The organism is Sandaracinaceae bacterium (assembly GCA_016706685.1).
Classification (GTDB): domain Bacteria; phylum Myxococcota_A; class Polyangia; order Polyangiales; family Houyiibacteriaceae; genus JADJJE01.
This window is the reverse complement of record JADJJE010000001.1, coordinates 169,547-194,897: the sequence shown is the minus strand read 5'-3', so window position 1 is coordinate 194,897 and position 25,351 is coordinate 169,547. Positions and strand designations below refer to the sequence as shown.

24 protein-coding genes are annotated in these 25,351 nt (G+C 69.6%); 8 read left to right on the top strand and 16 right to left on the bottom strand.

The genetic code is table 11. The features are described from left to right. Positions 1-37: 37 nt before the first annotated feature. Positions 38-772 (bottom strand): class I SAM-dependent methyltransferase, encoded by a 735-nt coding sequence (locus tag IPI43_00805; GenBank protein MBK7772670.1) that lies wholly within the window; start codon positions 770-772, stop codon positions 38-40. 44 nt (positions 773-816) lie between these two features. Continuing rightward, on the bottom strand, positions 817-1,824 hold the full coding sequence (locus IPI43_00800; protein ID MBK7772669.1) for a 1-acyl-sn-glycerol-3-phosphate acyltransferase: 1,008 nt from the start codon (positions 1,822-1,824) through the stop codon (positions 817-819). Positions 1,825-1,938: 114 nt separating this feature from the next. Between IPI43_00800 and IPI43_00795 the strand changes: the two genes are divergently transcribed. From IPI43_00795 to IPI43_00780, 4 genes are all read left to right on the top strand, one after another. Then, entirely contained in the window at positions 1,939-2,562 is a 624-nt protein-coding gene (locus tag IPI43_00795) for a TetR/AcrR family transcriptional regulator (GenBank protein ID MBK7772668.1), read from the top strand. 57 nt (positions 2,563-2,619) lie between these two features. Next, positions 2,620-3,693 (top strand): phytanoyl-CoA dioxygenase family protein, encoded by a 1,074-nt coding sequence (locus IPI43_00790; GenBank protein MBK7772667.1) that lies wholly within the window; start codon positions 2,620-2,622, stop codon positions 3,691-3,693. Between the two features lie 271 nt (positions 3,694-3,964). After that, a complete protein-coding gene (infA, locus tag IPI43_00785; protein ID MBK7772666.1) occupies positions 3,965-4,264 on the top strand; it encodes a translation initiation factor IF-1 in 300 nt (99 codons plus the stop codon). Between the two features lie 230 nt (positions 4,265-4,494). After that, on the top strand, positions 4,495-4,863 hold the full coding sequence (locus IPI43_00780; GenBank protein MBK7772665.1) for a hypothetical protein: 369 nt from the start codon (positions 4,495-4,497) through the stop codon (positions 4,861-4,863). Between the two features lie 195 nt (positions 4,864-5,058). Here IPI43_00780 and IPI43_00775 read toward each other — a convergent pair whose 3' ends face one another. The 6 genes from IPI43_00775 to IPI43_00750 all read right to left on the bottom strand — a co-directional run bounded on the left by IPI43_00775 (position 5,059) and on the right by IPI43_00750 (position 12,666). Further along, positions 5,059-7,284 (bottom strand): NADP-dependent isocitrate dehydrogenase, encoded by a 2,226-nt coding sequence (locus IPI43_00775; GenBank protein MBK7772664.1) that lies wholly within the window; start codon positions 7,282-7,284, stop codon positions 5,059-5,061. Between the two features lie 198 nt (positions 7,285-7,482). Further along, entirely contained in the window at positions 7,483-8,112 is a 630-nt protein-coding gene (locus IPI43_00770) for a TetR family transcriptional regulator (protein ID MBK7772663.1), read from the bottom strand. After that, positions 8,109-9,245, bottom strand: a complete 1,137-nt coding sequence (locus IPI43_00765) for a hypothetical protein (GenBank protein MBK7772662.1) — start codon at positions 9,243-9,245, stop codon at positions 8,109-8,111. The genes IPI43_00770 and IPI43_00765 overlap by 4 nt, the downstream gene beginning before the upstream one ends. Next, positions 9,242-10,591, bottom strand: coding sequence for an outer membrane protein transport protein (locus tag IPI43_00760; GenBank protein MBK7772661.1), 1,350 nt, complete (start codon positions 10,589-10,591; stop codon positions 9,242-9,244). The genes IPI43_00765 and IPI43_00760 overlap by 4 nt, the downstream gene beginning before the upstream one ends. After that, positions 10,588-11,775: an outer membrane protein transport protein gene (locus tag IPI43_00755; GenBank protein MBK7772660.1), complete on the bottom strand. Its 1,188-nt coding sequence runs from the start codon at positions 11,773-11,775 to the stop codon at positions 10,588-10,590. Before IPI43_00755 ends, IPI43_00760 begins: the two co-directional genes overlap by 4 nt. A gap of 234 nt (positions 11,776-12,009) precedes the next feature. Next, positions 12,010-12,666 carry a hypothetical protein gene (locus IPI43_00750; GenBank protein ID MBK7772659.1) on the bottom strand — a complete coding sequence of 219 codons (657 nt, stop codon included), beginning with the start codon at positions 12,664-12,666 and terminating at the stop codon, positions 12,010-12,012. Between the two features lie 202 nt (positions 12,667-12,868). Here IPI43_00750 and IPI43_00745 point away from each other — a divergent pair, with 202 nt between their 5' ends. Beyond that, positions 12,869-14,662, top strand: a complete 1,794-nt coding sequence (locus tag IPI43_00745) for a DEAD/DEAH box helicase (GenBank protein ID MBK7772658.1) — start codon at positions 12,869-12,871, stop codon at positions 14,660-14,662. Between the two features lie 64 nt (positions 14,663-14,726). On the opposite strand, the gene IPI43_00740 is transcribed toward IPI43_00745, so the two are convergent. The 3 genes from IPI43_00740 to IPI43_00730 form a co-directional block, all read right to left on the bottom strand. Beyond that, the gene (locus IPI43_00740) at positions 14,727-14,948 is read right to left on the bottom strand and encodes a hypothetical protein (protein ID MBK7772657.1); all 222 of its coding nucleotides are present in this window, start codon (positions 14,946-14,948) and stop codon (positions 14,727-14,729) included. Positions 14,949-14,960: 12 nt separating this feature from the next. Then, complete coding sequence (locus IPI43_00735) at positions 14,961-15,680, bottom strand: hypothetical protein (GenBank protein ID MBK7772656.1); 720 nt, start codon at positions 15,678-15,680, stop codon at positions 14,961-14,963. Positions 15,681-15,760: 80 nt separating this feature from the next. Then, positions 15,761-16,993, bottom strand: a complete 1,233-nt coding sequence (locus tag IPI43_00730) for an SGNH/GDSL hydrolase family protein (GenBank protein MBK7772655.1) — start codon at positions 16,991-16,993, stop codon at positions 15,761-15,763. 80 nt (positions 16,994-17,073) lie between these two features. Here IPI43_00730 and IPI43_00725 point away from each other — a divergent pair, with 80 nt between their 5' ends. Beyond that, complete coding sequence (locus IPI43_00725) at positions 17,074-17,649, top strand: hypothetical protein (GenBank protein ID MBK7772654.1); 576 nt, start codon at positions 17,074-17,076, stop codon at positions 17,647-17,649. A 15-nt stretch (positions 17,650-17,664) separates the two neighbouring features. Here IPI43_00725 and IPI43_00720 read toward each other — a convergent pair whose 3' ends face one another. Further along, the gene (locus IPI43_00720) at positions 17,665-18,270 is read right to left on the bottom strand and encodes a hypothetical protein (protein MBK7772653.1); all 606 of its coding nucleotides are present in this window, start codon (positions 18,268-18,270) and stop codon (positions 17,665-17,667) included. Between the two features lie 4 nt (positions 18,271-18,274). Further along, positions 18,275-19,219 (bottom strand): ABC transporter ATP-binding protein, encoded by a 945-nt coding sequence (locus IPI43_00715; GenBank protein MBK7772652.1) that lies wholly within the window; start codon positions 19,217-19,219, stop codon positions 18,275-18,277. Between the two features lie 126 nt (positions 19,220-19,345). Here IPI43_00715 and IPI43_00710 point away from each other — a divergent pair, with 126 nt between their 5' ends. Then, the gene (locus IPI43_00710) at positions 19,346-20,077 is read left to right on the top strand and encodes a DNA alkylation repair protein (GenBank protein ID MBK7772651.1); all 732 of its coding nucleotides are present in this window, start codon (positions 19,346-19,348) and stop codon (positions 20,075-20,077) included. 98 nt (positions 20,078-20,175) lie between these two features. Here the strand turns inward: IPI43_00710 and IPI43_00705 are convergent, their stop codons facing one another. Then, the gene (locus tag IPI43_00705; protein ID MBK7772650.1) at positions 20,176-21,306 is read right to left on the bottom strand and encodes a hypothetical protein; all 1,131 of its coding nucleotides are present in this window, start codon (positions 21,304-21,306) and stop codon (positions 20,176-20,178) included. Positions 21,307-21,474: 168 nt separating this feature from the next. After that, on the bottom strand, positions 21,475-22,125 hold the full coding sequence (locus IPI43_00700; protein ID MBK7772649.1) for a heme-binding protein: 651 nt from the start codon (positions 22,123-22,125) through the stop codon (positions 21,475-21,477). Positions 22,126-22,326: 201 nt separating this feature from the next. Between IPI43_00700 and IPI43_00695 the strand changes: the two genes are divergently transcribed. Continuing rightward, a complete protein-coding gene (locus IPI43_00695) occupies positions 22,327-24,036 on the top strand; it encodes a hypothetical protein (protein ID MBK7772648.1) in 1,710 nt (569 codons plus the stop codon). 45 nt (positions 24,037-24,081) lie between these two features. On the opposite strand, the gene IPI43_00690 is transcribed toward IPI43_00695, so the two are convergent. Further along, entirely contained in the window at positions 24,082-25,323 is a 1,242-nt protein-coding gene (locus IPI43_00690; protein MBK7772647.1) for an NADH:flavin oxidoreductase/NADH oxidase family protein, read from the bottom strand. Between the last annotated feature and the right edge of the window lie 28 nt (positions 25,324-25,351).

The following is a 25,351-nucleotide window of genomic DNA, read 5'->3' as shown; positions in this document are numbered from 1 at the left end:
CGAGTATACCCAACCGGAGCGCGAGGCCGATGACTTCCTACGACGCGGCCGGGGACCGCCGGGCCGTCACGATCATGCGGTCGCAGTCCTCGTCCCAGGCGGACTGGTCGAAGCCCCCGTGGCGCACCAGCACCTCGAGCCCGGCGGCGGCCAAGAGCCCGTCCAGCTGCGTGGTGAGCACGTAGCGGCTCATGACCTCGCTCACCAGCACCGGCCCGCCGTCGCGCGGCACGTAGCGATAGGTGGCGTCCACCCGCTGCTGCTCGCGCGTCCACGTGGTGGACTCGAACACGTCGTGCATGCGGCCCCGGTAGCGCACGCTGCCCACGGGCTCGCGCTCTTCCTCGGCGGCGTCCCAGCCGCTCTCGTCGGCTTCGGTGTCTTCGCGGTGGAAGTCGTCGGCCACCCAGAAGTCGAACACCAGGTAGCCGTCCTCCGTGAGGTGCCGCGCGGCAGCCTCGAAGCAGGCCACCACGTCGGCGTCCGAGGGCAGCGTGAACAGCCCGTTGTACGGCAACAGCACGCGCGGGAAGCGCCGCCCCAGGTCGAGCGCGCGCATGTCGGCCTGCACCCACGTGATGCGCGGGGAAGGGTGCTTCCGCTTGCCGAGCGCGATCATGGCCGCGTCTTGCTCCACGCCCGTCACGCGCACGCCGTCCTTGGCGAGCGCCGCGGCGATGCGCCCCGCGCCCACGCCCAGCTCGAGCGCGGTCTTCACGCCGGTGCAGACCGAGCGATAGAAGTCGACGTCGCCCTCGGTGCCCTGGTGCAAGAGCGCGTACAGCTCGGCCTGCTGCGCCTGCTCTTCCGGCGTGCTCAGAGGAAGCGCTCCGTGCCGGCCAGCACTCCGCCGTCGGGGTCCGGCCCGTATTGGTACTCCGGGTCCAGCAGCTCGTTGATGCGGTCCATGACGTGGTCCACGTGGCGCTGAAACACCGCGCGGTGCGTGTGCTCGGCGTGCGGCGTGAACGGCTCGAAGGGCTCGCTCACGGTGCAGTCGGGCAGGCTGCCATACGGGATGGGCTGGCCGATGCGGTAGACCACGCGTCCGGGCTTGGCCCACGGGCTCTCTCCGGGGTAGAGCCGGTCACTGCCGCTGCAGCCCACGGGCACCACGGTCTTCTTGTAGCGCAGGGCCACCTGAGCCAGGCCGATGCGCCCGCGCGTGAGCGGCACCGAGCGCGTGCCCTGCGGGAAGATCAGCAGGTCCAAGCCGCACGCGAAGGCCTTGTCGTGCAGCCCCACGAACTCGCGCATCATGGCGCCGTAGGTAGCGTTCACGGCCTCGGCATACGACTCGCGCGCGGGGTCGAAGGGGCGGCCCAAGATGTCCCGCGGGGTGTTCAACAGCGGCTGCAGGCTGGGCAGCGTGGGCTTCGCGCCGTCTGCCCGGTCCACCGCGGCCGTGTCGTTGATCCACTGGCGCAGCGCCTCGTACTCGTCCTCGGTGGGGCGGCGGCCGAGAGTGCTCAGGAAGTCGCGCGCCAGGATGTAGCCGCGCGACACGGTGGGCAGCTGGTTGGTCCACTCCATGAACGCGCCCACGCTGGGGCTCTCGTAGTACTTGCCCTTCACCCAGGTGGCGGTGAGGCGCCCCGTCTTCTTCCAGAGGTGGTACTGGAACGGGAAGTAGTTGTACTTGTCCGTGTGGTTCATCGCGAAGATGACCGGCTCGTTGGGCAGGCGGTCGAGCCCCTCCACCTCGATGCGCACGTTCCCCGGCGGCACGTTGTAGTTGGCGTGCAGCAGGATGCCCCCCACCAGGCGCTGACCCAGGGGCTCGGGGGTCAGGCGAATCCGCTTGAGACGGGCGAGATCGAGCATCGCTGGCAACGCTCGCACGCTGACTTGTGATGTCAATCGTGGGGCCGCGACAAAAATTGATCATACGTTCGATTTGTTCTTGCCATCATACGAACGTTCGATTATCTCTGGGGCATGGCTAGACCCGCCAACGCCGACGCCCACGCCACCCGGGCACGCATCCTCGAGGCCGCCCTGCGTCTCTTCGCCGACGTGGGCCGGGGGGAGACCTCCATCCGCGACATCGCGCGTGAAGCGGGCGTGAGTCTGGGCATGGTCAACCACTACTTCGGGAGCAAAGAGGCGCTCTACGAGACCTGCGTGGCCACCATGTTCGCCGAGCTCGCCGAGCTGCGCGGGCACTTGGCCCCGCTCTTCCTGCGCACCCAAGACCCGCGGGCCGCCGTGGCCGCCGCCGTGCGCGCCGCGTTCCAGTTTGCCTGCGAGCACCGCGACGCCTCGCGCTTTGCGCTGCGCGGGGTGCTCGAGTCCGGCGAGATCGACCCGCGCCGCCGCGAAGAGCTACTGGTGCCGTACTTGGACGCGGCCTCCACGTTGCTGGCCGGGTATGGCGGCCTCGAAGCGCGCGCGCTGCGCCTGCCGCTGCAGAGCCTGGTGTTCTTGGTGGGACGCTACGCCATCAGCAGCGCCAACGAGCTTGCCGTGTCCACAGGCGAGCGTGACGAAGCCGCCGCGCGCGCCGCCGTGGCCGACCACCTGGCAGAGATCGCCCTGCGCACGCTCTTGCCGCCGCTCTAGCTCCCGCTCGTCCGAGCCAGCCCGCCTTCCTCTCACCCCATGTCATCGAGGCCCGTCATGACCACCACCACGCACGTCACCTCTCCCCAAGGCACCGCGCCTGTCACGTCCACCCTCGATCCCAGCCAGACCGCAGCCTACGCGGCGCGCGCGATGGCAGCAGGGTCGCCGTCCAAGCACCTCGCGAGCGCGGACGTCTTCGCGGACGAGGTGCCGCCGCTCGACGAGTCGGACCTGCTGACGCTTCCGCCGCTCGACGCCCGTAAGCTCGCCAGTGATCTGCCCCTCGGCACGCGCTTCCGGCTGCGCGAGACCATCACCCCGGTGCAGTACGCGTTCCTGCAGCTCAATGGCTGCATCGTGTTCGCGCGCGTCGCCTCACCCGAGGAGGTGGCACGGGTGCTCGACGAGGTGGACCAGGTGGAGCAGAAGCTCCTGGGCGAGGGCATCGAGACCATCTGCGGTGTGCCGGTGTGGTTCGGCACCGGCGCGGACGGCAAGCCGTTCCTGCAGCGCATGGGCTTCTCGTCGTTCCACTCGGAGTGGTTGGAGGCCTTCGTCACCGACAAGCGCTTCGAGCCCATCCGACGCCTGATCGGCGAGGACGCCCGCATCGGCACCCGCGAGAAGGATGGTGTCGTGTTCAACCGCTACATCAACCTGCCGGGCAGCCTGCGCCCGGACCTGGCGTGGCACACGGACGCGCTGCGCGACGTGTTCTACAACCGCGAGATGCCAGGGCCAATGCTCAACGTGGGGCTGCACTTCGATCGCATCCGTCCGGCCGACGGTGGGCTGCGCGTCATCCCCCGCACGCACACGCAGAGCGCGCTCGACACCGTGTTCCACAAGGTGCACTTCGTCAGCAACGACGACGACCCGCGCGAGATCATGATCGAGACCTGGCCCGGCGACCTGACCGTGCACGACGGCCGCATGTGGCACCGTGTGAAGGGCTCGCCCTACGACGGTGCGCGCAGCCTGCGGCGGAGCATGTACGTGCCCTACGTCGTGGACGGCTACCAGCCCAAGGACGCCGGCACGGCCACGAACGCCTACATGAAGGTCTTCGACGGCATCATGAAGGTACGTGGCGCGGTCGCGAAGCGGCGGCAGCAGGCCCGGCGCTGAGCAACCGTCGGCGAGCGTGGCGTTGGGCGCGGGTGCTCGCGCCCGGTGTGTGTCCTCGCGCGGTCGTGCACGTCCCGGCTCGCGGGGTGCGTGCGTGTCGCCTTGCCAGCTGAACTCGCGGTGTTACCCTGCGCGGGCCGAACCTCCCAGAGCAACGCTGGACACCCCCACGTGGGGCCTCCATCGAAGTAGAGGGAGTTCGCAGCTGACCAACGTCGGTAGACCCCAAGGGGGTCGTCGGGCGGGGGCAGAGCACCCAAGGAGTAGGATTTTGGCGACTAGGAACAGCGGCGGTGGTGGACGTGGTGGCGCGAGGCGCGGCAAGGGCCGCCCCTTCGGCGAGCCGGAAGAAGAGAAGCGCGACGACCACGTCAAGCTCGAGGGCACCATCAGTCAGGTGTTCGCGGGTGGACAGTTCGAAGTGACCACGGACGCGGGCGCGCAGGTCCGTGCCCAGCTCTGCGGGCGCATGCGCAAGTTCCGCATCCGCGTGATCCTCGGTGACCGCGTGACTGTGGCGCTCTCGCCGTACGACCTCACGCACGGCATGATCGTCTTCCGCGCGAAGTGACCACTGGGCGGCCCTCGAGGTCGCCCCAGTCACCTCGACGGCAGGGAAGAGAATGAGCGCACGCTACTTGGCGGGGCGCTCTTCTCGTTTGTGGACCGCCGGACCCCGCAGGGCCAACGTTGCCGTTGCGCGTGAGGCTGGGCATGCTGCCTGCAGTGGAGTTCGCGGAGGACAGGAACATGAGGCATGGAGCAGGTGCCCGCCGCCCACTGTGGGTCTGCCTTCCGTTGATGCTCGCGCTCGCGTGCGCGAAGTCGCACGTGGTGGAAGCCGGCCCGGATGCGGGCCCGCAAGATGGCGGCGCGGCACGAGATGGTGCTGTGTGGGATGTCTCCGTGCGCCCCGACCGGGGCGTCCGTCCTGACGTGGGACCGCCAGACCTCGGTGCCCGTGAGGACGTGGGACCGCTCGTGTGCGGGCCCATCACGGCGAGGGTGTACATCGAGTCTTCCGTCCCAACCGGTGAAGTCGTCCTGGGCGAGGGCCCCGACCAGTGTTCCATGGTCGGCATTCGTGTCGATGACGAGGCCGCCGCGACGCTGAGCGCGCTGCCGGGCGTTAGCTGCGCCTATTGGTACTTCTTTGACGGAGTCCTCTGAGACATCCGCACCAGTTGGGACGACCCAGACCAGCTTGACTGGTGCTGGCTCGACACCGTGGCGGGCGGCCAGCAGGACTGGGCGTGCGTCCGATTCCTCGACTGACGGTCGGTCCGTGATCTCAAAGCGCTGAAAGCGAAAGACCCCCGAGCGCGAGCGCCCAGGGGTCCCTTCCGCAGCACGCCAGCGCGGCGCTCAGACCGCGTCGATGATGGCGTTCAGCGTCGCGCTCGGGCGCATGGCCTTCTCCGCCAGCGCGGGCGTGGGGGAGTAGTAGCCGCCCACGTCCACGGGCTTGCCCTGCACGGCGGTGAGCTCGGCCACGATGGTGGCCTCGTTGTCGGAGAGCGCTTTGAACACGGGAGTGAAGCGCGCCTTGAGCTCCGCGTCGGTGCTCTGCGCGGCCAGCGCCTCGGCCCAGTAGAGCGCCAGGTAGAAGTGGCTGCCGCGGTTGTCCAGCTGGCCCACCTTGCGGGCCGGCTCCTTGTTCTCGCTCAGGTACTTGCTGGTGCCCGCGTCCAGCGTGTCGGCCAGCACCTTGGCGCGCGGGTTGTTCATGACCTCGCTCAGGTGCTCGAACGACACCGCCATGGCCAGGAACTCACCCAGCGAGTCCCAGCGCAGGTAGTTCTCCTTCTGGAACTGCTGCACGTGCTTGGGCGCCGAGCCGCCGGCGCCCGTCTCGAACAGGCCGCCGCCGTTCATGAGCGGGACGATGGACAGCATCTTCGCGCTGGTGCCCAGCTCGAGGATGGGGAACAGGTCGGTCAGGTAGTCGCGCAGCACGTTGCCGGTGACCGAGATGGTGTCCTGTCCCGCGCGCAGGCGCGGCAGCGTGAAGCGCGTGGCTTCGGCCGGCGACAGGATGGGCAGCTCGAGGCCCTCGGTGTTCTCCTCGGCCAGGCAGGCCTTCACCTTCGCGATGACCTGCGCGTCGTGCGGCCGCGCGGCGTCCAGCCAGAACACGCCCGGCGTGCCGGTGGCGCGCGCGCGGCGCACGGCCAGCTTCACCCAGTCACGCACGGGGGCGTCCTTCACCTGGCAAGCGCGCCAGATGTCGCCCTCGCTCACGGCGTGCTCGAGCACCGTGGTGCCGGCGGCGTCCACGACGCGCACGGTGCCCTTCGCCTTGATCTCGAAGGTCTTGTCGTGCGAGCCGTACTCCTCGGCCGCCTGCGCCATGAGGCCCACGTTGGACACGCTGCCCATGGTGGCCGGGTCGTAGGCGCCGTTCTTCTTGCAGTCCTCGAAGACCACCTCGTAGAGCGGGGCGTAGCTGCTGTCGGGGAGCACGCACTTGGTGTCCTGCAGCTTGCCCGCCGCGTTCCACATCTGGCCCGAGGTGCGGATCATGGCCGGCATGGACGCGTCCACGATGACGTCGCTCGGCACGTGCAGGTTGGTGATGCCGCGGTCGGAGTCCACCATGGCCACGCCCGGGCCCTTGGCATACGTGGCGGCGATGTCCGCCTCGATGACGGCGCGCTCGGCCTCGGGCAGGGAGGCGATCTTGCCCACCAGGTCGCCGAAGCCGTTGTTGCAGTCCACGCCCAGGCGCTCGAACGTGGCGCCATGCTTCGCGAACAGGTCCTTGAAGTACGCGCGCACCGCGTGGCCGAAGATGATCGGGTCCGAGACCTTCATCATGGTGGCCTTCATGTGCAGCGAGAAGAGCACACCGCTCTTGCGCGCGTCTTCCACTTGGGCCTCCAGGAACGCCACCAGCGCGGCGCGCTCCATGACGGTGCCGTCCAGGATCTCGCCGGCCTGAAGGGCCAGCTTGTCCTTCAGCACGGTGACCTTGCCGCTCGCGTCCACGTGCTCGATGCGCGCCGTGGTGGCGGCTGGGATGGTCACGGACTTCTCATTGCTGCGGAAGTCGCCCTTGCTCATGGTGGCCACGTGCGACTGGCAGTCGGCGGTCCACTTGCCCATGGAGTGCGGGTTCTTGCGCGCGAACTCCTTCACGGCGCGGGGCGCGCGGCGGTCGGAGTTGCCCTCGCGCAGCACGGGGTTCACGGCGCTGCCCTTGATGCGGTCGTAGCGCGCCTTGGCCTGCCGCTCGTCGTCGGTGCTGGGCTCGTCCGGGTAGCTGGGGACGGCATAGCCATCCGACTGCAGCTCCGCGATGGCGGCCTTCAGCTGCGGCATGGACGCGCTGACGTTGGGCAGCTTGATGATGTTGGCGTCGGGCTGGACCACCAGCTTGCCCAGCTCGCCGAGCGTGTCGGGCACGCGCTGCGCTTCGGTCAGGCTCTCTGGGAAGGCCGCCAGGATGCGGGCCGCGAGCGAGATGTCGCGCGTCTCGATGGCGATCCCGGCGGGCGCCGCGAAGGCCTTGAGGATGGGCAGCAGGGAGAAGGTCGCGAGGGCAGGCGCCTCGTCGGTGAACGTGTAGAGGATCGTCGGCTTGGTGGTCATGGGTGCTGTTCTGGTTGCCAAGGGAGGGTGAGAGCATGCCCCGCGCAGCCCAGGGCACGCCAGCCCAAAGCAAGAGTTTGCCCAAGCATCCACGTGAACGTGAACGTGAACGTTGACGTGCTCGCGCTCGTGCTCGGCCGTTCACGAGCACGAGCACGTCAACGACCACGTTCACGTCCGTGATCGCGCGCTTTGGGCTCAGCCGTTCTTGGGGGCGGTGTGCAGCACGCCGCGCTCCACCAGCTCGAGCGCCATGGTCCCCATGTCCAACAGGTCGCCAAGGGCCCCCTGCGCGAACCACTCGTCGAGCGTGGCGCGGATGACGCCCATCATGGCGGCGCCGATCAGGCGCGACTCACGGCTGCCGTGCTCGGCGCGCAGGGCGTCGGCGATGACGTCGGCCCACACACGGTCCACGTCGCGCTGGTAGGCGATGAGCGAAGTGGCGCCGTTGGCGATGCGGTGCTGTGCCACCATCATGTCGCGGTTCTGCATGAACGCGCTGGCCATGGTCAGGATGGCCCGCCGCACCGTCTGGTAGGCGGCCTCACCCGAGCGGTGAGCGGTCAAGCCATGAAACTGCTCGAGCCACAGATCACGGTTGGGGAACGCAGCCGCTTCCTTGGTGGCGAAATACCGAAAGAACGTGCGGCGCGACACGTTGGCCACGGCGGCGATCTCGTCCACCGTCACGCTGTCGAAGCCGCGCTCCAGGAACAGGTCGCGGGCCGCGTTCACCAACGCCTCGCGTGTCTGGACCTTCTTGCGCTCGCGCAGGCCCTGGGGGTCGTCTTCCTCGTGGTCCGGGCTCACCAGCTCAGCGTTCAAGGCATTGCCTCCATCTCGGCTTCGGGCGCGAAGCTCGCGCGGCCAGGGTCTACCGCGAGCACCACGGCGCGCAACTGAGGGTTCATGCCGCGTGCCACGGTCATGTACATGAGCGACTCGCTGACGCCGTCTTGGTAGGGGCGCAGGGTGGGCTGCCCAGGGGAATCGCCTGCTTCGTGGGCCGGTAGGCGCGCGCGCTCGAAGCTCACGCCGTCCAGGCTGGCCAGGGCCAAGATGATGCGGTCGTCGTCCGTGGCAGGGTCCTCGGGGACCTGTTGGGCCTCTACATAGAGCCGCAGCGTGGTGCGCCCCGTAGGCGACGTGGCCACGGTGGCGGCCGGGCTCACGTGCGCGCGCTCCATCGGGTCGTCTTCGTCGGCGGGTCCCGGGATGGCCAGCGGGTTCACCCCGGCGGCCGCGTCGTCGGTGTCCAGCAGCGTGAAGCTGAGCCCGTCCACCGAGGTGGCCACCCACACGTCCACGCCGTCGTCGGCGTACAAGTAGTACGTGCCGTCCAGCTGGGCGACCGCGGGCGAGCGCAGGCCAGCGGCCTGCACGCCCATGTTGTTGGCCAGCGCGAGGCCGTCGCCATTGCGCGTGAACGTGCCGTCTGCGCTCTGGGCCACGGCCACGCCGATGCCACCCGCGGCGGCGTAGTAGAGGCGCACGGAGCCGTCGGCCAGCTCGAGCGCGAAGGGCTGTGTGACGTAGCCGCCCTCCCAGGCCTCGCTGGCGGTGAGCAGCACCGTGCCGGGGTCGAAGCCGAACTCCGTCTCCGTGCTGCTGCGGAAGATGCGAAAGGGCTCGAGCTGCGCGGGGTCCAGCTCGTTCACCGGCAGCGCGGGGTTGCGCACCGGCAGCGGATCGAGGGCGGGGGCGGCGCCATAGAAAAGCGAGCCGCCCGCGAAGGAAGCGCGGTCCACAGCCACGTTGCCCAGCTCGATGGCGCGCCCACGGAAGCGGGTCTCTTCGTCGGTGAGGCGCCGGAAGGGGCCCACGCCGCTGGTGCTGACGGGCTCCGAGAACGGCGTCTCCTTGCCGAGCGCGGCGCAGCCGGTGAGCAGGGCGAGCGCCACGAGGCAGAGGTGCAGCGCGCGCGGCTTGCGAATGGGAGTGAGGGCTCTACGGCTCATTCGAACACCACCTCGAGGCTGACACCGGCGCCCCACTGTTGGCCACCTGCGGTGTAGTCACCCACCGGGTCGACCAGGCTGTCTTTCTGATGGTTGCGGGTGGGCAGGTAGGCGTACTGGAAGTAGGCGTCCAGCTGCAAGTGCCCGGGGATGGTGGGGCGCAGGTCGGAGAACCGCACGCCCGCGCCGAGCGAGAACGTGTGACGGTCGGAGTCCACGAAGTTGGTGGCGCCGCGTTGGATGGGGAACGGAGTGCCTTCGTAGACGTAGCCGAAGCGCGTCTGCACCAGGGTGCTGGTGCTCTGGTAGGCGTCGAACTCGACGCCCACGCGGGGCACCAGCGTGTCGCGCATGTTCATGGGGATGGGTGAGCGGCCACCGATCTCCTCCGGGATGTCCAGCATGACGGGCAGCATCGAGAGGTCGATCTCGAGGGTGATCTGCTCCGAGGGGATGAGGCTGGGGTGCTTGGACCAGTCCATCCAGGTGAGGTCCATGCTCACGCGCAGGCGCTCGACCGGGTTGGCCGAGACGCCCAACGTGAGCTGCTGCGGCATGTACGTGCTGACGCTGTTGCTGACGAGCGAGAAGTCGAGCGGCGCGCGCACGGTGCCCACGACCACGTTGCCTTCCACGGTGGCGGAGAGCCGGTTGCGCAGCGTGAGCGCGCCGCGCCAGGAGATGCCCAGCGACAGGGCCTCCGACGCGATGAACTGCACGCCGGCCTGCGGGTAGCGCGTGCTGGTCAGGTCACCGCCGAACTGGTGGCGCAGGCGCGTGTTGGTGACACGGAAGAGGTCGGCGTCGCCGTCGATGAGCAGCTCGAGGTCCGAGGGCGACTGGAACGTGATGCCCACGCCGATGAGCAGCCAATCGATGGGCCGGAACGCGATGTTGGTGGACAGGAAGACCTTGTGAGGCCGCGTGTCGTAGCGCTCCCAGCGCGGGCGCGTCTGGATGGTGGAGCGGGTGCGGCTCAGGCGCTGGTCGGGCAGGTGCACGCCCAGGCCGAAGCCGAAGCGGAAGTCACCGATTTGCAGCGGCGCGACGATGCCGATGGTGAGCCCGCTCATGCGCTCCACGTCGCTGTCGTTGCCGTTGATCTCCAGCAGCGAGCTCACGGACACATAGCTGACCGAGAGGCGCAGGCCCGGGCCGCGCACGATTCCCGCCGGGTTGTAGTAGTTGGCGCCCACGTCCTCGACGTCGGCCGTGACCGCGCCGCCGAGGTTGATGTTGCGGGTGCCGAAGCCGAGCGTGTCGCCCGGCGTGGCGCTGGCGCGACCGGTGATGCCCAGCAGGAGCAGGACGGCGAGCGCGCAGCCCGCGAGATGGATGCCCTTCACCATGCGAGGCCTGCCGTTCCGCCGAAGACCAGCATGTAGCCACGCGTGATCATGTTGTTGGTGGCGCCGGCCACGGGCACGCGGTGCGTGCGCCCCTGGAGCGCCTGAGCCTGGCCGAAGACGTCCAGGCGGAACACCGGCTCGTGGGCCGTCTGCCACTCGAGGCCGAAGCCCGCCGTGACGATGAAGCGATTGTTGTCGATGCGGCGCTGCGGCTGCATGACCACGTTGCCGTCCATGTCCAGCAGCGGGTCGCCGTTGAAGTCACGCACGGCGGCCATGGCCGCGCGCGGGGCCGGCGTGGGCTCGAAGAGGAAGCCACCACGCGCCGAGAGGGCCATCCGCTCCGTGCGAGCGGTGTACTCGATGCCCACGCGCGGCGAGACGGTGTCGCGGAAGTTCATGGCCGGCGGGAAGTTGCTGCGGTCGGTGGTTGCGCCTGCTGGGCCGGGGTAGGCCGACCAGTGCCGCCAAGTGAGGTTGAGCACCAGCATGAGCTCCGGCGTGGGCTTCCAGGAGCCCTCTATCGCCACGTTGTGCGGGTCGTAGTGGGCGTAGGCGTCGATGCCCAGCGTGGGCAGCGAGATGGGCAGGTTGCGCACCTCGATGTCCAGGTTGATGGCCGACACCAGCTCCGAGCGGTACGTGATGCCCAGCGCGAAGTTGTCGCGGTAATACTGGATGCCGGCGATGGGGCTGAAGTCCGCCAGCAGCTGCACCTCGGTGAGCGAGACGAATTGGTTGGTCTCGTCCAGGAGCACGTCCAGCGTGCCCGAGTTCTGCGCCAGACCGGAGATGCCCACGCCGAGACGCAGGCCCGGGACCCAGCGCTCGAGCCCGATGCCGAAGGCGATCTGCAGCGCCACGACCTGCACGCGGTCGATGACCGTCCACTGCGGCACCTCGGCGAAGCGCACGTCGTTTCGCAGGATGGTGTTGAACGGCGTGAAGAACCCGGCCCCCAGCGTGAGCACGTCCTCGAGCGGGCCGCCGAACGGCAGCGGCAGCTGGAACCCGATGGTCATGCCCTGGGACGCGTCCACGTCGTACGGGTCTCCATCCAGCTGCAGGCGGAAGAGACCGCCGGTGGCGCCGAGCATCAGCTCCATGCGCCCGTTGCGGCCGAGTCCGGCGGGGTTGGCGTAGGCAGCTTCGAAGTTGTCCGCATAGGACGCCCCCGTCATACCCAAACCAGGAGTGCGCCCCCCGAAGCCCATGAGGTCCTGCGGGGTCGCGTGTGCGACCGATGGCGCCCACGAGGGCGCTGCGAGGACCAAGGCGAGGAGCAAAACGCGAAGGCGAGGCCACGTCATGTGCGTGGCGGGACGCTAACATGATGTCATGTCCACTTGGACACGAAAACGACGACCCCTGTCACGCAGTGACAAATAGTTTGTGCGGGGGTGACAAGCCCGGAATTACGGGGCTTCTTGGCGCCTGCGGACCAGGAACGCGGCCAGGTCCTTTAGCTCGCCATCGCTGGCCTTGCGGATCGCCCGCGCCGACGAGCTCTTGCCGCCCGAGCGGATTGCGCTCCCTCCAGCGTCCACCGCGCGACGCATCAGCGGCCCCACGGGGATGACCGCGAAGGCGGCGTCGAACAGGTAATCCAGGCTGTCATCGACCACGCCGTCCATCGCGCGCACCAGCGGCTCTCGCTCCACGGTCTGGATGGCCAGATCGATGGCGGCCTCGTTGTCGGGCGTCATGGGGACGGCGATCACGGGGTGCTCGAGCCCGGGGAGCCGCGTGACGCGCGAAGCGAAGAAATGGCCCGCATCCATGAGCACGGCTTGCGGTGCTTTCTTGAGCACCTGATCCACCAGCTTGCTGCCCACCGACTCCACCAGCGAGGCGAGGCCCCGCATGAGCGACTCGGTGAAGGAGCTGACGCCCACACCGTCCGTGATGAGCCCCAAGACCAAGCCCTGAACGGACGCGTCGATGAAGTGGTGGCCCATGCGCAGCACGTGCGCGCGCAGCGCATCGAGGGACATTCCTGCGGCGTCGCGCCGGAAGGTTTCCGTCAGCTGGGGTAGGTGTTCGCCGGCCGAGAGGGTGAAGACGATGGGCACGGCGCGCACCCTAACAGACACGCGGACTGGACGCCGAGCCAGTTTGCCCTCATATAGCCGGACCGAGCGTCGGTGCGCCTAAAGCGCCGACCCCCGTCGCATACGCCCTCTGGCTGTGACGTACCTCGGCCCCCCATTCGCCGTTCTCGTTGGCTGCCTGCCGTTTGGTTGCCTGCGACATGGCGCCCACGAGATCCGGAAAATGACCCTAGAAAATGACCTCTCCGCCGCCCCCATGGGGCTCGGCGAAACTCTCCGTGCGCAAGGCTTCGAGGCGCTGACCTCCGTGCAGGCTGCCGTGGTGGCCGCCGACGCCCTCGGGCGCGACCTGCGTGTCTCCTCTCAGACCGGCTCGGGCAAGACGGTGGCCATCGGCCTCGCCGTCGCCGCTCAGGTGGCCGCTCATCAGCGCACGGGTGGCCGCTCGGCCTCTCCCTGCGTGCTGGTGATTGCGCCCACGCGTGAGCTGGCGCAGCAGCTGGGCCGCGAGCTCACCTGGCTGTACGAGCCGCTGAACGCGCGCGTCGTGGCCGTGACCGGCGGCACCAACCCGCTCGAGGAGCGCCGTGGCCTCTCGGGTGAGCCGGCCGTGGTGGTGGGCACGCCCGGCCGCCTGCTGGATCACTTGCGCCATGGCGGCCTGTCGCTCGCCAACATGAGCGCCGTGGTGCTGGACGAAGCCGACCAGATGCTGGACATGGACTTCGAGGAGGAGCTTCACGCCATCCTCGGCCACGCGCCCGCCGAGCGCACCACGCACTTGGTGTCGGCCACGTTCCCGCCCGCCGTGCAGCGCCTGGCGGCGCGCCTGCAGCGTGACCCGCTGGTGATCGAGGGCACCAGCCTCGGCAGCGCCAACACGGACATCGACCACATCGGCATGTGGGTACAGCCGGGCCGCGCGCTCGACGCCATCATCAACACGCTGCTGGCCGCGCCAGACGACAAGACGCTCATCTTCGTGCGCACGCGCGCCGACACCGAGGGCCTGGCGGGCGCGCTGTGCGACAACGGCTTCCCGGCCCGCGCGCTGCATGGCGACATGACGCAGCGCGAGCGCACCGGCACCTTCGACCTCTTCCGCAGCGGCTCGTGCAAGCTGCTGGTGGCCACCGACGTGGCTGCGCGCGGCCTCGACGTGCAGGACATCGCGCAGGTCATCCAGGTGGACCCGCCCACCAACGCCGACATCTACACGCACCGCAGCGGGCGCACCGGCCGCGCTGGTCGTCAGGGTCGCAACGTGCTCTTCGTGCCGCCGCGCGCGCGTGCTCGGGCCGAGATGCTCTTCCGCTCGGCGCGCGTGAAGGCGCGCTTCCAGGACGTGCCCACCGCCGAAGACGTGCTGGCCGCCGCGCAGAACCGGCTCTTCGCCTCCGTGGCCGAGAGCATCGAGCGCGACCAGAGCGGTGCGAAGGACGCCACGCTGAGCAGCCGCAAGCGCCTGGCCGAGCTGCTCCTGGACGGGCGCGAGCCGCGTGACGTGGTGGCCGCGCTGCTCACCCGCATGGACTTCGCGGGGCCGTGCGCGCCGCGTGACGTGCAGCCCTACCGTGACCCGAACGCGCAGCGGCCCACCGTGGCCAGTGTCTCCATGCGGGATCGCGCCCCGGCCCCCGCTCGTGAGCGGGCCGTCAGCAGCGTGAGCGCGCCGTCGGCGCCTGCTCGTCCGCGCACCGAGCGGCCCACAGGGCAGGGCGCCCAGGGCCAGGCCTTCGTGACGTTCCAGGTGAGCTGGGGTGAAGAGAAGGGCGCCGACGTGCGCCGCCTGCTCGCCATCCTGTGCCGCAAGGGCGACGTGACCAGCCAGGACATCGGCGAGATCCGGGTCCAGCAGCGCAGCAGCGCCGTGGACGTTCACGCCGCCGTGGCCGACCACTTCGAGCGCAGCGCCAGCAAGCCCGACAACCGGGACCCGCAGGTGCGCGTGCGCCGCTGGGCGCCCCCCGGCGCGCAGAAGGCTGCCCCGAAGCCCAAGCGCCAGGTCGTCGGCTGAGTCGACGCGACGCTGGGTGAGTTCGAGAGAGCGGTCCTTCGGGGCCGCTTTTTCATTGGGCCGGTCAGGTCGTGCGGCCAGCCAGCTTCCGGCGCGCTCGGACGGCCACCTCGGTCAGTGTGGAGGCGCAGGGCTCGCATCCGCCTCCGCAGCACTCTGGAAACTGCGACTCGGGAAGTTTCATCAGCGGCATGACGCTGCTCCGGTACCACGTGGCGAGGCCCACTTCTTCGCTGGCCTCGTCCACGGCCGCGCGTACTCGGGCTCGCTCTTCGGTCTCGTCCATGGCCATGCGAACCTACCCCACCTCCGAGGTGCGCACCGCCGCGGCGCGCTTCTTCGCGTTCCGCCGCATGCGCAGCACCACTTGCAGGGCCACGGCCGCGACACACACCGCCGTGGTCTCGAGCACGTGCGCGCGTAGCCAGATCAGGAACGCGTCGGTGAGCTCGGAGATCTCGTTGCCGAAGTAGTAGCTGGCCAGCACGTAGAACAGCTGCCCGAAGCAGGTGGCTAGCAGGAAGCGCCAGAACGGCGTGCGCACCACGCCCGCGATGGAGCTGAGCGTGTACGACGGCCAGACCACCAGCAGCAGCGGGCCGGTGCGCACGAAGACGCGCTCGATGAAGCGCACGGCCCGCAGCACCCGGGGGTAGCGCCCCTCGATGAAGCCGAGCGCCGCCGCGCCGTACGCCGCGCCCAGGGCCCACGCGGTGTACATACCGAAGACGCGTCGCGGCACGCAGATGAGCAGCATGGTCTCGAGGTCCAGCGACGTGGCGCTGAGCACGATGTGGCGCATGTCGGGGCTGAGCGCGACCAGCCACGCGGGGTGGTGCACCAGCAGGTACGGCGAGAGGGCCGTGCCCACACCGCCCACCAGCGTGGTGAGCGTGACCAGCACCACGGCCAGGCGGCGCTCGCGCTGCGAGGCGGGGGGATGCGCGGTCAGCTCGTCCGGGGGCGCCTCGAGAGGGGCAGGGCGGGGCTCCTCTTCCGTGGACGCGTCGTCGGACATCAGCGCCCAAGGTACCAGGTGGCGGAGCGCGCGCCACGCTGACCGCGTGTCGATGAGTCACCGACCGAAGGCGCGCCTGCCTACGGCGCGAACACGTCCGCTGCCGCTTCGCCCATGAGTTGGTAGCCCGCGTCGCTCGGGTGGAGGAAGTCGCCGCTGTGCAGCTCCAGCAGCATCTGCTCGGGGTCGTCGGGGTCGAGCAGGGCTGCGTCGAAGTCGACGAAGCCGTCGTGCGCGTTGGTGGTCCGGATCCAGGCGTTGACCTCCTGCCGCTTGGCCTCGTTGGCGGCGGTCCAATAGCGCGGAAAGACGGCACCGCGGAAGGGCAGGATGGTGCCGATGACCACGCGCACGTCGCGCCTGTGCGCCCTGCGGATGAGGGTCTCGTACCCGGCGATGATCTCCTCGGCGGTGACGACGGGGCCGAGGGTGCCGCCCATGCCGATGTCGTTCACGCCTTCCAGCAGCAGCACGTGCGTGACCCGCGGCTGCGCGAGCACGTCACGGTCGAAGCGGCTCAGCCCGCTCGGCCCAGCCCCGAAGGTGGAGAAGCCGTCGTTGAGCAGCCGGTTGCCGCCGATGCCGGCGTTGGCCACCGCCCCGGCGACGCCGCGCGCCGCGAGCTCCCGCGCGAGGACGTCCGGGTAGCGGGTGTGGAGGTCGGTCGTGGACCCGCTCCCCTCCGTGATGGAGTCACCGAACGCGACGATCACGAGCTCCGTCTCGGGCGCGAACACGTCCACGCCCGTAAGCCAGTCGGCCGAGCGGCTCGTCGACCCCACCACGAACGTGTCGGCGGCCGTTTGATCCCCGTCTCCGATATACGCCGTCTGCTGCGCGGCGCGGTGCCTCGTGGCGTCACCCGAGTCGGCTTCGAGGTAGAGGCTCACCGCGAGGTCCGCGCCCGCAGGCACGGAGAGCTCGACGGGATCGCTCGCGAGCTCTTCACCCGGTTCGAGCACGACCGAGGGGCTCCCTCCGAACGTCAGCATGCGGAGCGTGCCGGGCTCGATGTCCGCGCCCTCTTGCGCGATGCCGACGCTGGCGGCGCCGACCCGCGTGGCCTCGGTGCCGAACACATGGGAGAGCCGCACACGCACCTGAGCGCCGCCCGCGCTGATGCGAACGACCTGTCGAAGGGTCTGGTCCTGCAGGCCGGGTGCGTCCTCGGCCATGCTGCTCGACCATGTGGCGAACCACGGCTCGGGCGGGCCGTCGGCGGCGCACCCGGGGAACAGGAGACAGAGGAGCGCGGCGGCCGCCCCCACGCGCGCACTGCGCAGTCTGGCCATTGGCGGGTGCGGTTGCTGCATGAGGGGGACCATAGCAAGGCCTCGTCCGACCCGCCCCGGCGTCTGGTGGTCAAGGGGGCCCGGCCTGCTAGATCGCCGAGATGTTCCTTCGGAAAGCGGCCCTCCGGCCCGTGCCGCGCCACGCTGTGGTAGACGAGCACTTCGTCCAGCTGGTGGAGGCGCAGCTCGATGCGCACGAGGACGACCTGCAGGGCGTGCTGGACCGCGGCTACGCGGAGCTCGACCGCCGGCAGCCCGCGCTGAGCGATTGGCTGGCCGAGCAGCTGGCCGATGGCCACGACGAGCTGGTGCAGTCGCTGGGCTACTTCCTGGTCATCACCGTGTACATGGCGTTTCGCGAGGCCTTCCCCACGCGGCTCGAAGAGGTGGACGAGCGCTCGCTGCAGCTGGCGCTCGAGACCCTGAGCGTGGACGAGGAGCTGCGCGCCAACGACCCCACCGAGGCGCTGGACAGCGACGACGTGGTGGCGATGGGGCAGCCCGCGGTGCTGGAGTTCGTGCAGCACCACGTCGAGGAGGCCATCGAGCAGGCCGAGGGCGACGTGGAGCTGGAGGAGCTGGACCACGTGTACCGCGCGCTGCTGGTGGAGGTCATCGCGCTGAGCCACGCCGTGACGGGGCCGCGCGGGGAAGACCGCACCAACCTGGTTTCCTGAGGCCCGACGCCCGAGCTACTCGGTGTCCGCGCTGTCGCGCCCGGGGGAACCGAAGCGCAGCCCGCTGACGCCGCTGAACGCGAGCCCCGCGATCATCATGAAGGCGCCCACCAGCAGCTGGGCCGAGGCCGCGTGGCCCGCGCTGCCCTGCGCGTCCACCTGCGCGAACACCCGCTGGGCTGTGTAGGCGATGGACGCGCCCCCCACGCACGAGAGCAGCGGAATGGTGAGCCGCGCGCTCTGCATGGCGCTCGGCGTGCGGCGCGTGGCCAGCACGGCCAGCTGGGCGATGGCCACGCCCAGCGGCGTCCACAGGTTGAGCGCGCGCTCGAGCGCGAACGAGTAGGCCGACGCGGTGGCCAGCTGGTCGCCGAGCTGGAACTCGATGAACGGCAGGAAGAAGCCCACGGCCGTGGTCACCGCGCCGAGCGCCACCGGGCCGCGCATGTAGCCGGGGTGCAGGGCGTCGATGGGCTTCTCGTCGGAGGTGCGCTCGCGCTGCGCGTCTTCGTCGAGCCGGCTCTTCAGCTTGTCGAAGGCCACGAGCTCGAGCTCGTGCTCGGGGCACTGCGTGAGGCCCTCGAAGGACTCTTCACAAAACGGGCAGAAGAGGACGCTCACCGCGTCACTCGGCCGCGGCGGCGTCTGCGTCGGCGTCTTCGCGCTTGGCCAGCGTCTCGAGGAACGCGCGCTCGAGGGTCATCTTGAAGGGCGCCATGTGCCGCACCGGCTGCTTGGCCTCGCGCGCGGCGCGCAGGATGGCGTCCGTGCCCACGCCCTCGGGCAGCCGCACGCGCAGGGCCGCGCCGTCTCGTTGCACCACGCAGCGCTCCATCTCGAGCGCGCGGCGCACCACGTCGGGGTCGCCCTTCACGCGCACCTCGTACACGCTGTGGTCCGTGCGCAGCAGCTCGGCCAGCTCGCCCGCGAACAGCACCTCGCCCTGCGACATGACCACCACCTGATCGCAGGTCTTCTCCACGTCGGGGAGGATGTGCGTGGACAGGATGACGCTCGCGCCCGTGCGCTGCGGGATGTCCAGGATGAGCGCCAGCATCTCGTCGCGGCCGCGCGGGTCGAGGCCGCTGGTGGGCTCGTCCAGCAGCAGCAGCTTGGGGTCACCCACCAGCGCCTGCGCCAAGCGCGCGCGCTGCTTCATGCCGGTGGAGAACGAGCCCAACGGACGGTAGCGCGCCTCGCCCAGGCCCACGTAGTGCAGGATCTGGTGCGCACGCCCGGTGGCTTCGGCGTGCGGCAGCCCGCACAGCTCACCGGCCAGCACCGTGTAGTGCAGCGCGTTCATCTCGGGGAACACGGCGTCGCCCTCGGGCATGTAGCCAATCAGGGCGCGCAGCTTCAGCTCTTCACGCGACGGGTCCATGCCGAGAACGCGGACCGAGCCGTGCGACGGCTGCAGCAACCCCAGCAGGGTCTTCAGGAACGTGCTCTTGCCCGCGCCGTTGGGGCCCAACAAGCCGATGCGGCCGGGCTCCAGCGTGAGGTTCAGGCCCTTCAGGGCGCGCAGCTCGCCGTAGCGCTTCTCGACGTTCTCAAGTTGAAGCAGTGACACACGGGCACCGTACGCGGGGAAGGGCGGCTCTGGCAAGCGGACGTGGCCGGGAGCGAGCTCGAGGGCACCCTGCTAGGCTGGCATCCACGCCCTGGGCTCCGGCGGCACAGGCGGCTCGGATCGAGCATGAGCACCAAGAAGCGGATAGAGGCCCTCCTCGCCGAGCTGCGTTCCCTCGGTAGCGAAGAAGACCGCGCCGGCATGGCCCGCTACGGCATCAACGTGGACAACGCTTTCGGTGTGTCGGTCCGTGAGCTGCGAAAGGTCGCCAAGCGCCTCGGCAAGGACCACGATCTGGCCCGCGGACTCTGGGCGACTGGCAACCACGAGGCTCGACTGCTGGCCTGCTTCGTGGATGATCCGGCCGCAGTCACCGCCGAGCAAGTTGAGCTGTGGGCGGGCGACTTCGATTCGTGGGACATCTGCGATCAGGCCACCACGAGCCTCTTCGATCGGACCAAGCACGCCTGGCCCAAGGCCCACGAGTGGGCGGTGCGAGATGCCGAGTGGGTGAAGCGCGGTGGCTTCGCCCTGATGGCGGGTCTCGCCGTCCACGACGAGGCCACGAGCGACGCGGCGTTCTTGAAGCTGCTCCCGCTCATCCAACGCGGCGCCTGGGACGATCGCAACTTCGTCAAGAAGGCCGTCAACTGGGCGCTGCGTAACATCGGCAAGCGCAATCTCGCCCTCCATGTGGCGGCCACCGAGTGCGCAGAGACCATTCTCGCCGAGGCGAACGAGCGCGCGGGAGGAGAGCGCGGTGGCGACCGCGGAGCGCGCGCTGCTCGCTGGGTGGCGTCCGACGCGCTCCGTGAACTCCGCTCCGAGAAGACCATCGCGCGGCTCCAGCACCGGTGACTCGGCGCCGCCGCCGGGACGCCGAGATCAAGACTCGGAAGGGCACCGCGGAAGTCGAAAGCGGGACCCTTCAGGCGTGCCAGGGCGCTCGCGGAGCGTCACGGGATGAGCTGTCCGCAGCCCCAGTCGATGTGGTCGGAGACCTGGTTGCCGTCACCGTCGCTGGAGGTCAGCGTCGAGCAGCTCGGCCATGCAACGGAGCCGGTCTGCGGGTTCGCGTCGTGGTCGTACGAGTGCTGCGTGGGGTCGATGCAGAGGCCGACACCCGGCGTCGCTGGGGTTGGGTTCCCCAAGAGGAACGGCGCGAAGCGACACTCTTCTGTCGCCGCGGTCGCGCCGCGTGCAGAGCACGTGTGGGGGGCCACGCCCTGCCGCTGGGCGTCGTTGCCCATGGTGGTCTCTGCCGGTGTGCAGAACGCGCGGCAGCGCAAGCCATTGGCCGTGGGGACGGCCAAGTAGCCGGGAGCGCATCCATTCCGGAACGCCCCGCCGCTGGGCGGCCCAAGGGGAGTCGTCCCGTGGGTGAGCGCGCCGGCGCCGTCGGCCATGCGGTTGCAGGTGAACGGGCCAGAGAAGGGCCCGTAGCACCCGATCGTGGGGGAGCTCACGTTGGACGATCCACACGCGGGCGCGTCATCGCTCAGCCGCGTCTGACTCACGGGGTCACAGAGCGGCGAGCACACCCCGGTCGTTCCATCGTCGACGAAGTCCGCGTAGGTGGTGCAGGCGAAGTTCGCGCCGCAGCCAGCGACCGTCGAGCAGAGGCGGTGACACAGGCCTGCGACGCAGGCGTGGCCTGCGACGCAGTCGTCCACCTCGCCGGATTCCGATGCGACACACTCGCCGAGAGCCGGAATCGTGCCAGCGCTCGCGCACTCTGCACCACCGCCCCCGAGGTCGTCGCGCACCCAGGTGCAGCGCTGGCCGTTCCCGCAGCCGGACTGTGCGACCAGGTCGCAGGGCCCGACGGCCGCGTCTTCGTTGGTGCCATGGTCGGTGGTGCCGCTGTCGTTCATCCCGCTGTCGTTCGTGCCACCGTCGGGTCCGGGACCGCACGAGCACGCGCCGAAGCCGGTCCCATCCGCGTTGCAGACCTGGCCTCCGGCGCACCCTCCGGTGCCCACGCACGCCACGGACGCGCCCGGTGTGCACAGCGGTTCGTCACCACCACCGCAGCCGGCGACCAAGAGAGAGAAGGCGAGCGCTGCAAGATGGGTTCCCCGATTCATGCGTGCAGCTCTAGCACGGATTTACGGGCGCCCCACAGTCTGTACCTGCACCCCCGGTCGCGGTGATCGGCTGCTGAACATCGAGGCCCTCTCCGGACTGTTTGGCACGGCACCACATCGCAGCGTTTCCTCGGCTTCCATGCCTTGCTGGGTGAGGTCCGACTGCCCCTACGGGCTGGGCAGAGCCTCGACGGGCACCATGACCTCGTTCCTCCGCAAGACCGGGAGCACCCACGGTGGGTCATACTGGGCCGTGTACGCCGGCCCGGCGGCCTGCATGCCCGCAGCTTCGACCGCGCGGAGCAAGTTGGCCTGCTTCGCCTCGAACTCCGCAGGCGACGGACGACCGCGAAAGCGGAAGACCGCCACGAGGCGCGCCGGGGCCTCTTCCAGCACGACCCTGCTGTCGTTCGGGCGCGGTAGGTCCGCGAGCGCCCACTCGGCCGGCATCGTGAACGCCATGGAGGCTTCGCCCCCGGTCGAGGCCGTCTCCACCGGGGTGGTCATCGCGATCCGCGCCGATGTGGGCTCGGTGGTGACGGGGGTGGTCATGGCGATGCGCTGGCCGCCACCGTTCCCGCCGAAGATGTAGCCCGCCAGCCGCCGGAAGCCCTGGTTCTTGGCCTCATCGTCGGTTCCTTCGAGCCGGGTGCGGGCCACGATTCGCGGGCCGTAGCGGCGCACCTCGAGTTCGTCGTGTTCCCAGAGAGTCTCGTAGGGCGGGCCGGCCGTGAACAGCCGCTGCAGCTGAAACGCTGTGCCGCCTGCCAACGCGGCCGTGCCGAGCCCCACCAGGATGCGCTTCGTGAGCTTGGTCATCGGCCAGTAGTAAGGACGAGCCTGTCATTGTCCACCGCGCCGACCGCGAAGCGTGACTTGACCGCCACAGAAAGACCTGCTTCAACGCTGGCCGTCACAGCGGTTGGGGTGGTCGCGTCACTTGGGGGGCCCGCCTCGTCCGCGTGGGGAAAACTTGGAGGTTGGGTGATGCAGGTAAGAAGTGTCTTGGTTCTGGGAGCCATGGGGCTCCAATTGGTCATGGGGTGCTCCACATCGACGCAGCTCTCGGAGCCGCGGGCGCGAGAGATCGCCCAGGCGGTGTGCGACTTCGGCGCGCGCTGCTGCAGCGCGGGCGAGCGCGCGTACTACCTTGGGCCCTTCGTGGGCGAAGGCGACTGCGCGGACCGTATGGTCGACTCCGCCGCGCTGGATACAGAGCCGTCGTTTGGGTTCGGGCCGTCCGCGCGCGTGTACCTTCCCAACCTCGCCGCGCTCGATCGCGCGTTGCGGGATGGGCGTGTTCACTTGAACCGCGCGGCGTTCGACGCGTGCATCGACTGGATGGAGCAGCAGGAGTGCAGCGTGCCCAGCCCCATGATTGACGAAGACGTCTGCGATCCGCCCGCGGTCGAGGAGTCGCCGTGCGACGTCGATCTCATCGTGGAAGGTCGTGTTCGCGAGGGAGGCGCCTGCTCTGGGGCTACTTCTTCGTTCGAGTGTCGGGACGACATGGTCTGCCTGACGGACTCGTCTTCGCTGGGCGAGGAAGGCGCATGCGCCGCGCCGCAGATCGAGGGCGAGACGTGCTTCAGCGACAGCGAGTGCGCTGCCGACCTCTACTGCAGCTACCTCGACGGCACCTGCAAAGTTCCCGCGGGGCTCGGCGATGCGTGTCAGTACTCGGACGACACCCTCGAGAACCCGGAGGAGGATCTGCTCCTCATTCGCTGCGAAGAGGGTCTCACCTGCTCCATTCTGACGTCCACCTGTGTTGCCCTCTGCGAGCGCGGCTCCTCGTGCTTCAGCGACGTGGCATGTGGCGAGGACACCGGTCTCGTCTGTGTCGAGGCGGGCGAGGGCGCCGGTGTCTGTGACCAGCCCCGTACAGCAGGCACGCGGTGCGCAGAACAGGACGACTGTCAGGCGACGCTGCGCTGTGTCTACGACGTGGACACCGATCAGTCGTTCTGCCGAGCGAAGCTCCCCAACGGAGACCCGTGCGACGGAGACGCCGAGTGCGCGAGCGACGTGTGCGCCTACAATGCGGTGGCGCTCGAGTATCAGTGCATCGCGCCGCGCGCCATCGCCGCCACCTGCGATTCCAATAAGGAGTGTACGAGCGGGTTCTGCACGGGCGTGTGCACCGCGACCGTCGCGAACGGAGCTGCCTGCAGCAGCGGCCAAACCGCCCAGTGCACCACCGGGTACTGCGCGTACGACGAGGCTCAAGCGGACTACTACTGCGTTGCTTATCGCGCCGACGGGGCGGCCTGCATCGGCGACCACCAGTGCGCGTCTGACGCGTGCGTCGCGGGTGTTTGCGCATCGCCGCCGCTGGTCGACGGCAGCGGCTGCGACAGCTCCTTCGACTGCGCCTCGAGGTTCTGCAACACGGCGGAGGACACGTGGACCTGCCGCACGCCTCCACTCGCCAACGACACCGCGTGCAACTCGTCCGCGTTCTGTGAGTCGGGCGTGTGCTTCGAGGGCACGTGCCAGACGGGCGCTGCAGCGGGCGCGAGCTGCGCTGCGTTCGACGACCTGCCCTGCGACCCGAACGTGGCGTTCTGCGACACGGACCTCGACGAGCCCGTGTGCACCACGTACCGCGCGCCAGGAGAGAGCTGCTCACGCGGCAGCGAGTGCCGCGGTGCATGCAACATCCGTTGGGGCCGCCAGATGTGCGACGCCTCGCCCAATCCGGGCGCTGCCATCTGCGACGGAGTGTGATGCGCGAGGGTGAGGCGGGGCTGTAGAGCCCCGTCTCACTCCAGGTCAGGAGGAGGCGCGCATGCGGGTGGTCATGGTCTTCCAGCCGCCCTCCACCACGTTGCCCAGGAACGCCACCAAGCCCGACTCGTTGGGCTTGGGTTCGTGCCCCGAGCCCAGGCGGCGCAGCTGGCGCGAGTACCAGGCCACCTCCATGAGCGCCATGCGGTCCACCATGCCGATGCCGGTGGTGATGGGCGTGACGTGCTGTCGGGGCTCTTCGCCACGGAGGAGACGCGCGGCCACGTCGGGCTCGATGGCCACCAGGCGCGCGAGCCCCACCACGTCCATGGCGCCACCCTGGAGCGCAGCTCGCATCGCAGAGCCACTTCGGAAGCCGCCGGTGACCATGAGCGGCACCGACACAGCGGCGCGCACCTTCTCGGCGAAGTCCAGGAAGTAGGCCTCGCGGGCCACGGTGCTGGCCTTCTTCTCGGTCATGCCGGTCATGGCGGGGGCCTCGTAGGTGCCCCCCGAGATCTCCACGAGATCGATGCCTGCCTCCGCGAGCGCCACGATGGTGGCGAGCGACTCCTCTTCGGTGAAGCCACCGCGCTGGAAGTCCGCCGAGTTGAGCTTGATGGAGACCGGGAACGCGGGCCCCACGGCGGCGCGGATGGCGCGGTACACCTCGAGCGCGAAGCGGCGGCGCTTCTCGGGCGTGCCACCCCACTCGTCTTCGCGGCGGTTGTGGTGGGGCGACAGGAACTGGCTGACCAGGTAGCCGTGCGCGCCGTGGATCTGCACGCCGCTGAAGCCCGCCTGCTTGGCGAGACCCGCGGCGCGGCCGAAGCGCAGAACGATGTCTTCGATTTCGGCGCCCGTCAGTTCGCGCGGGGTGCCGAAGTACGAGCTCATGGACGGGTCGAAGGGCACCGCCGAGGGGGACACCGTCTCGCGGTTGAGCCCCTTCGGGGCCTGCTTGCCCGGGTGGTTGAGCTGCATGAACAGCGACGTGCCGGCGCTCGTGCCCTGCTTTGCCCAGGTGCGGAAGGCGTCGAGGTCTCGGTCGTCCTCGAGGGCCACGTTGTGCGGCTCGCCCAGGGCACGCCGGTCTACCATGACGTTACCCGTGACGCAGAGCCCGAGGCCCCCCTGGGACCAGCGCTCGTAGAGCGTCCCCAGCTTGGGGGTGACGCGGTTGTCCACGGTGCCCAGCGCCTCGCTCATGGCGGACTTGCCGAGGCGGTTGGGCAGCTGGTGGCCGCAAGGCAGCCGAAGGGGCTGGGCGAGGGGGTCGGTGGGCATGGGCTCTCCGTTCGGGGGCGCGCGGAGA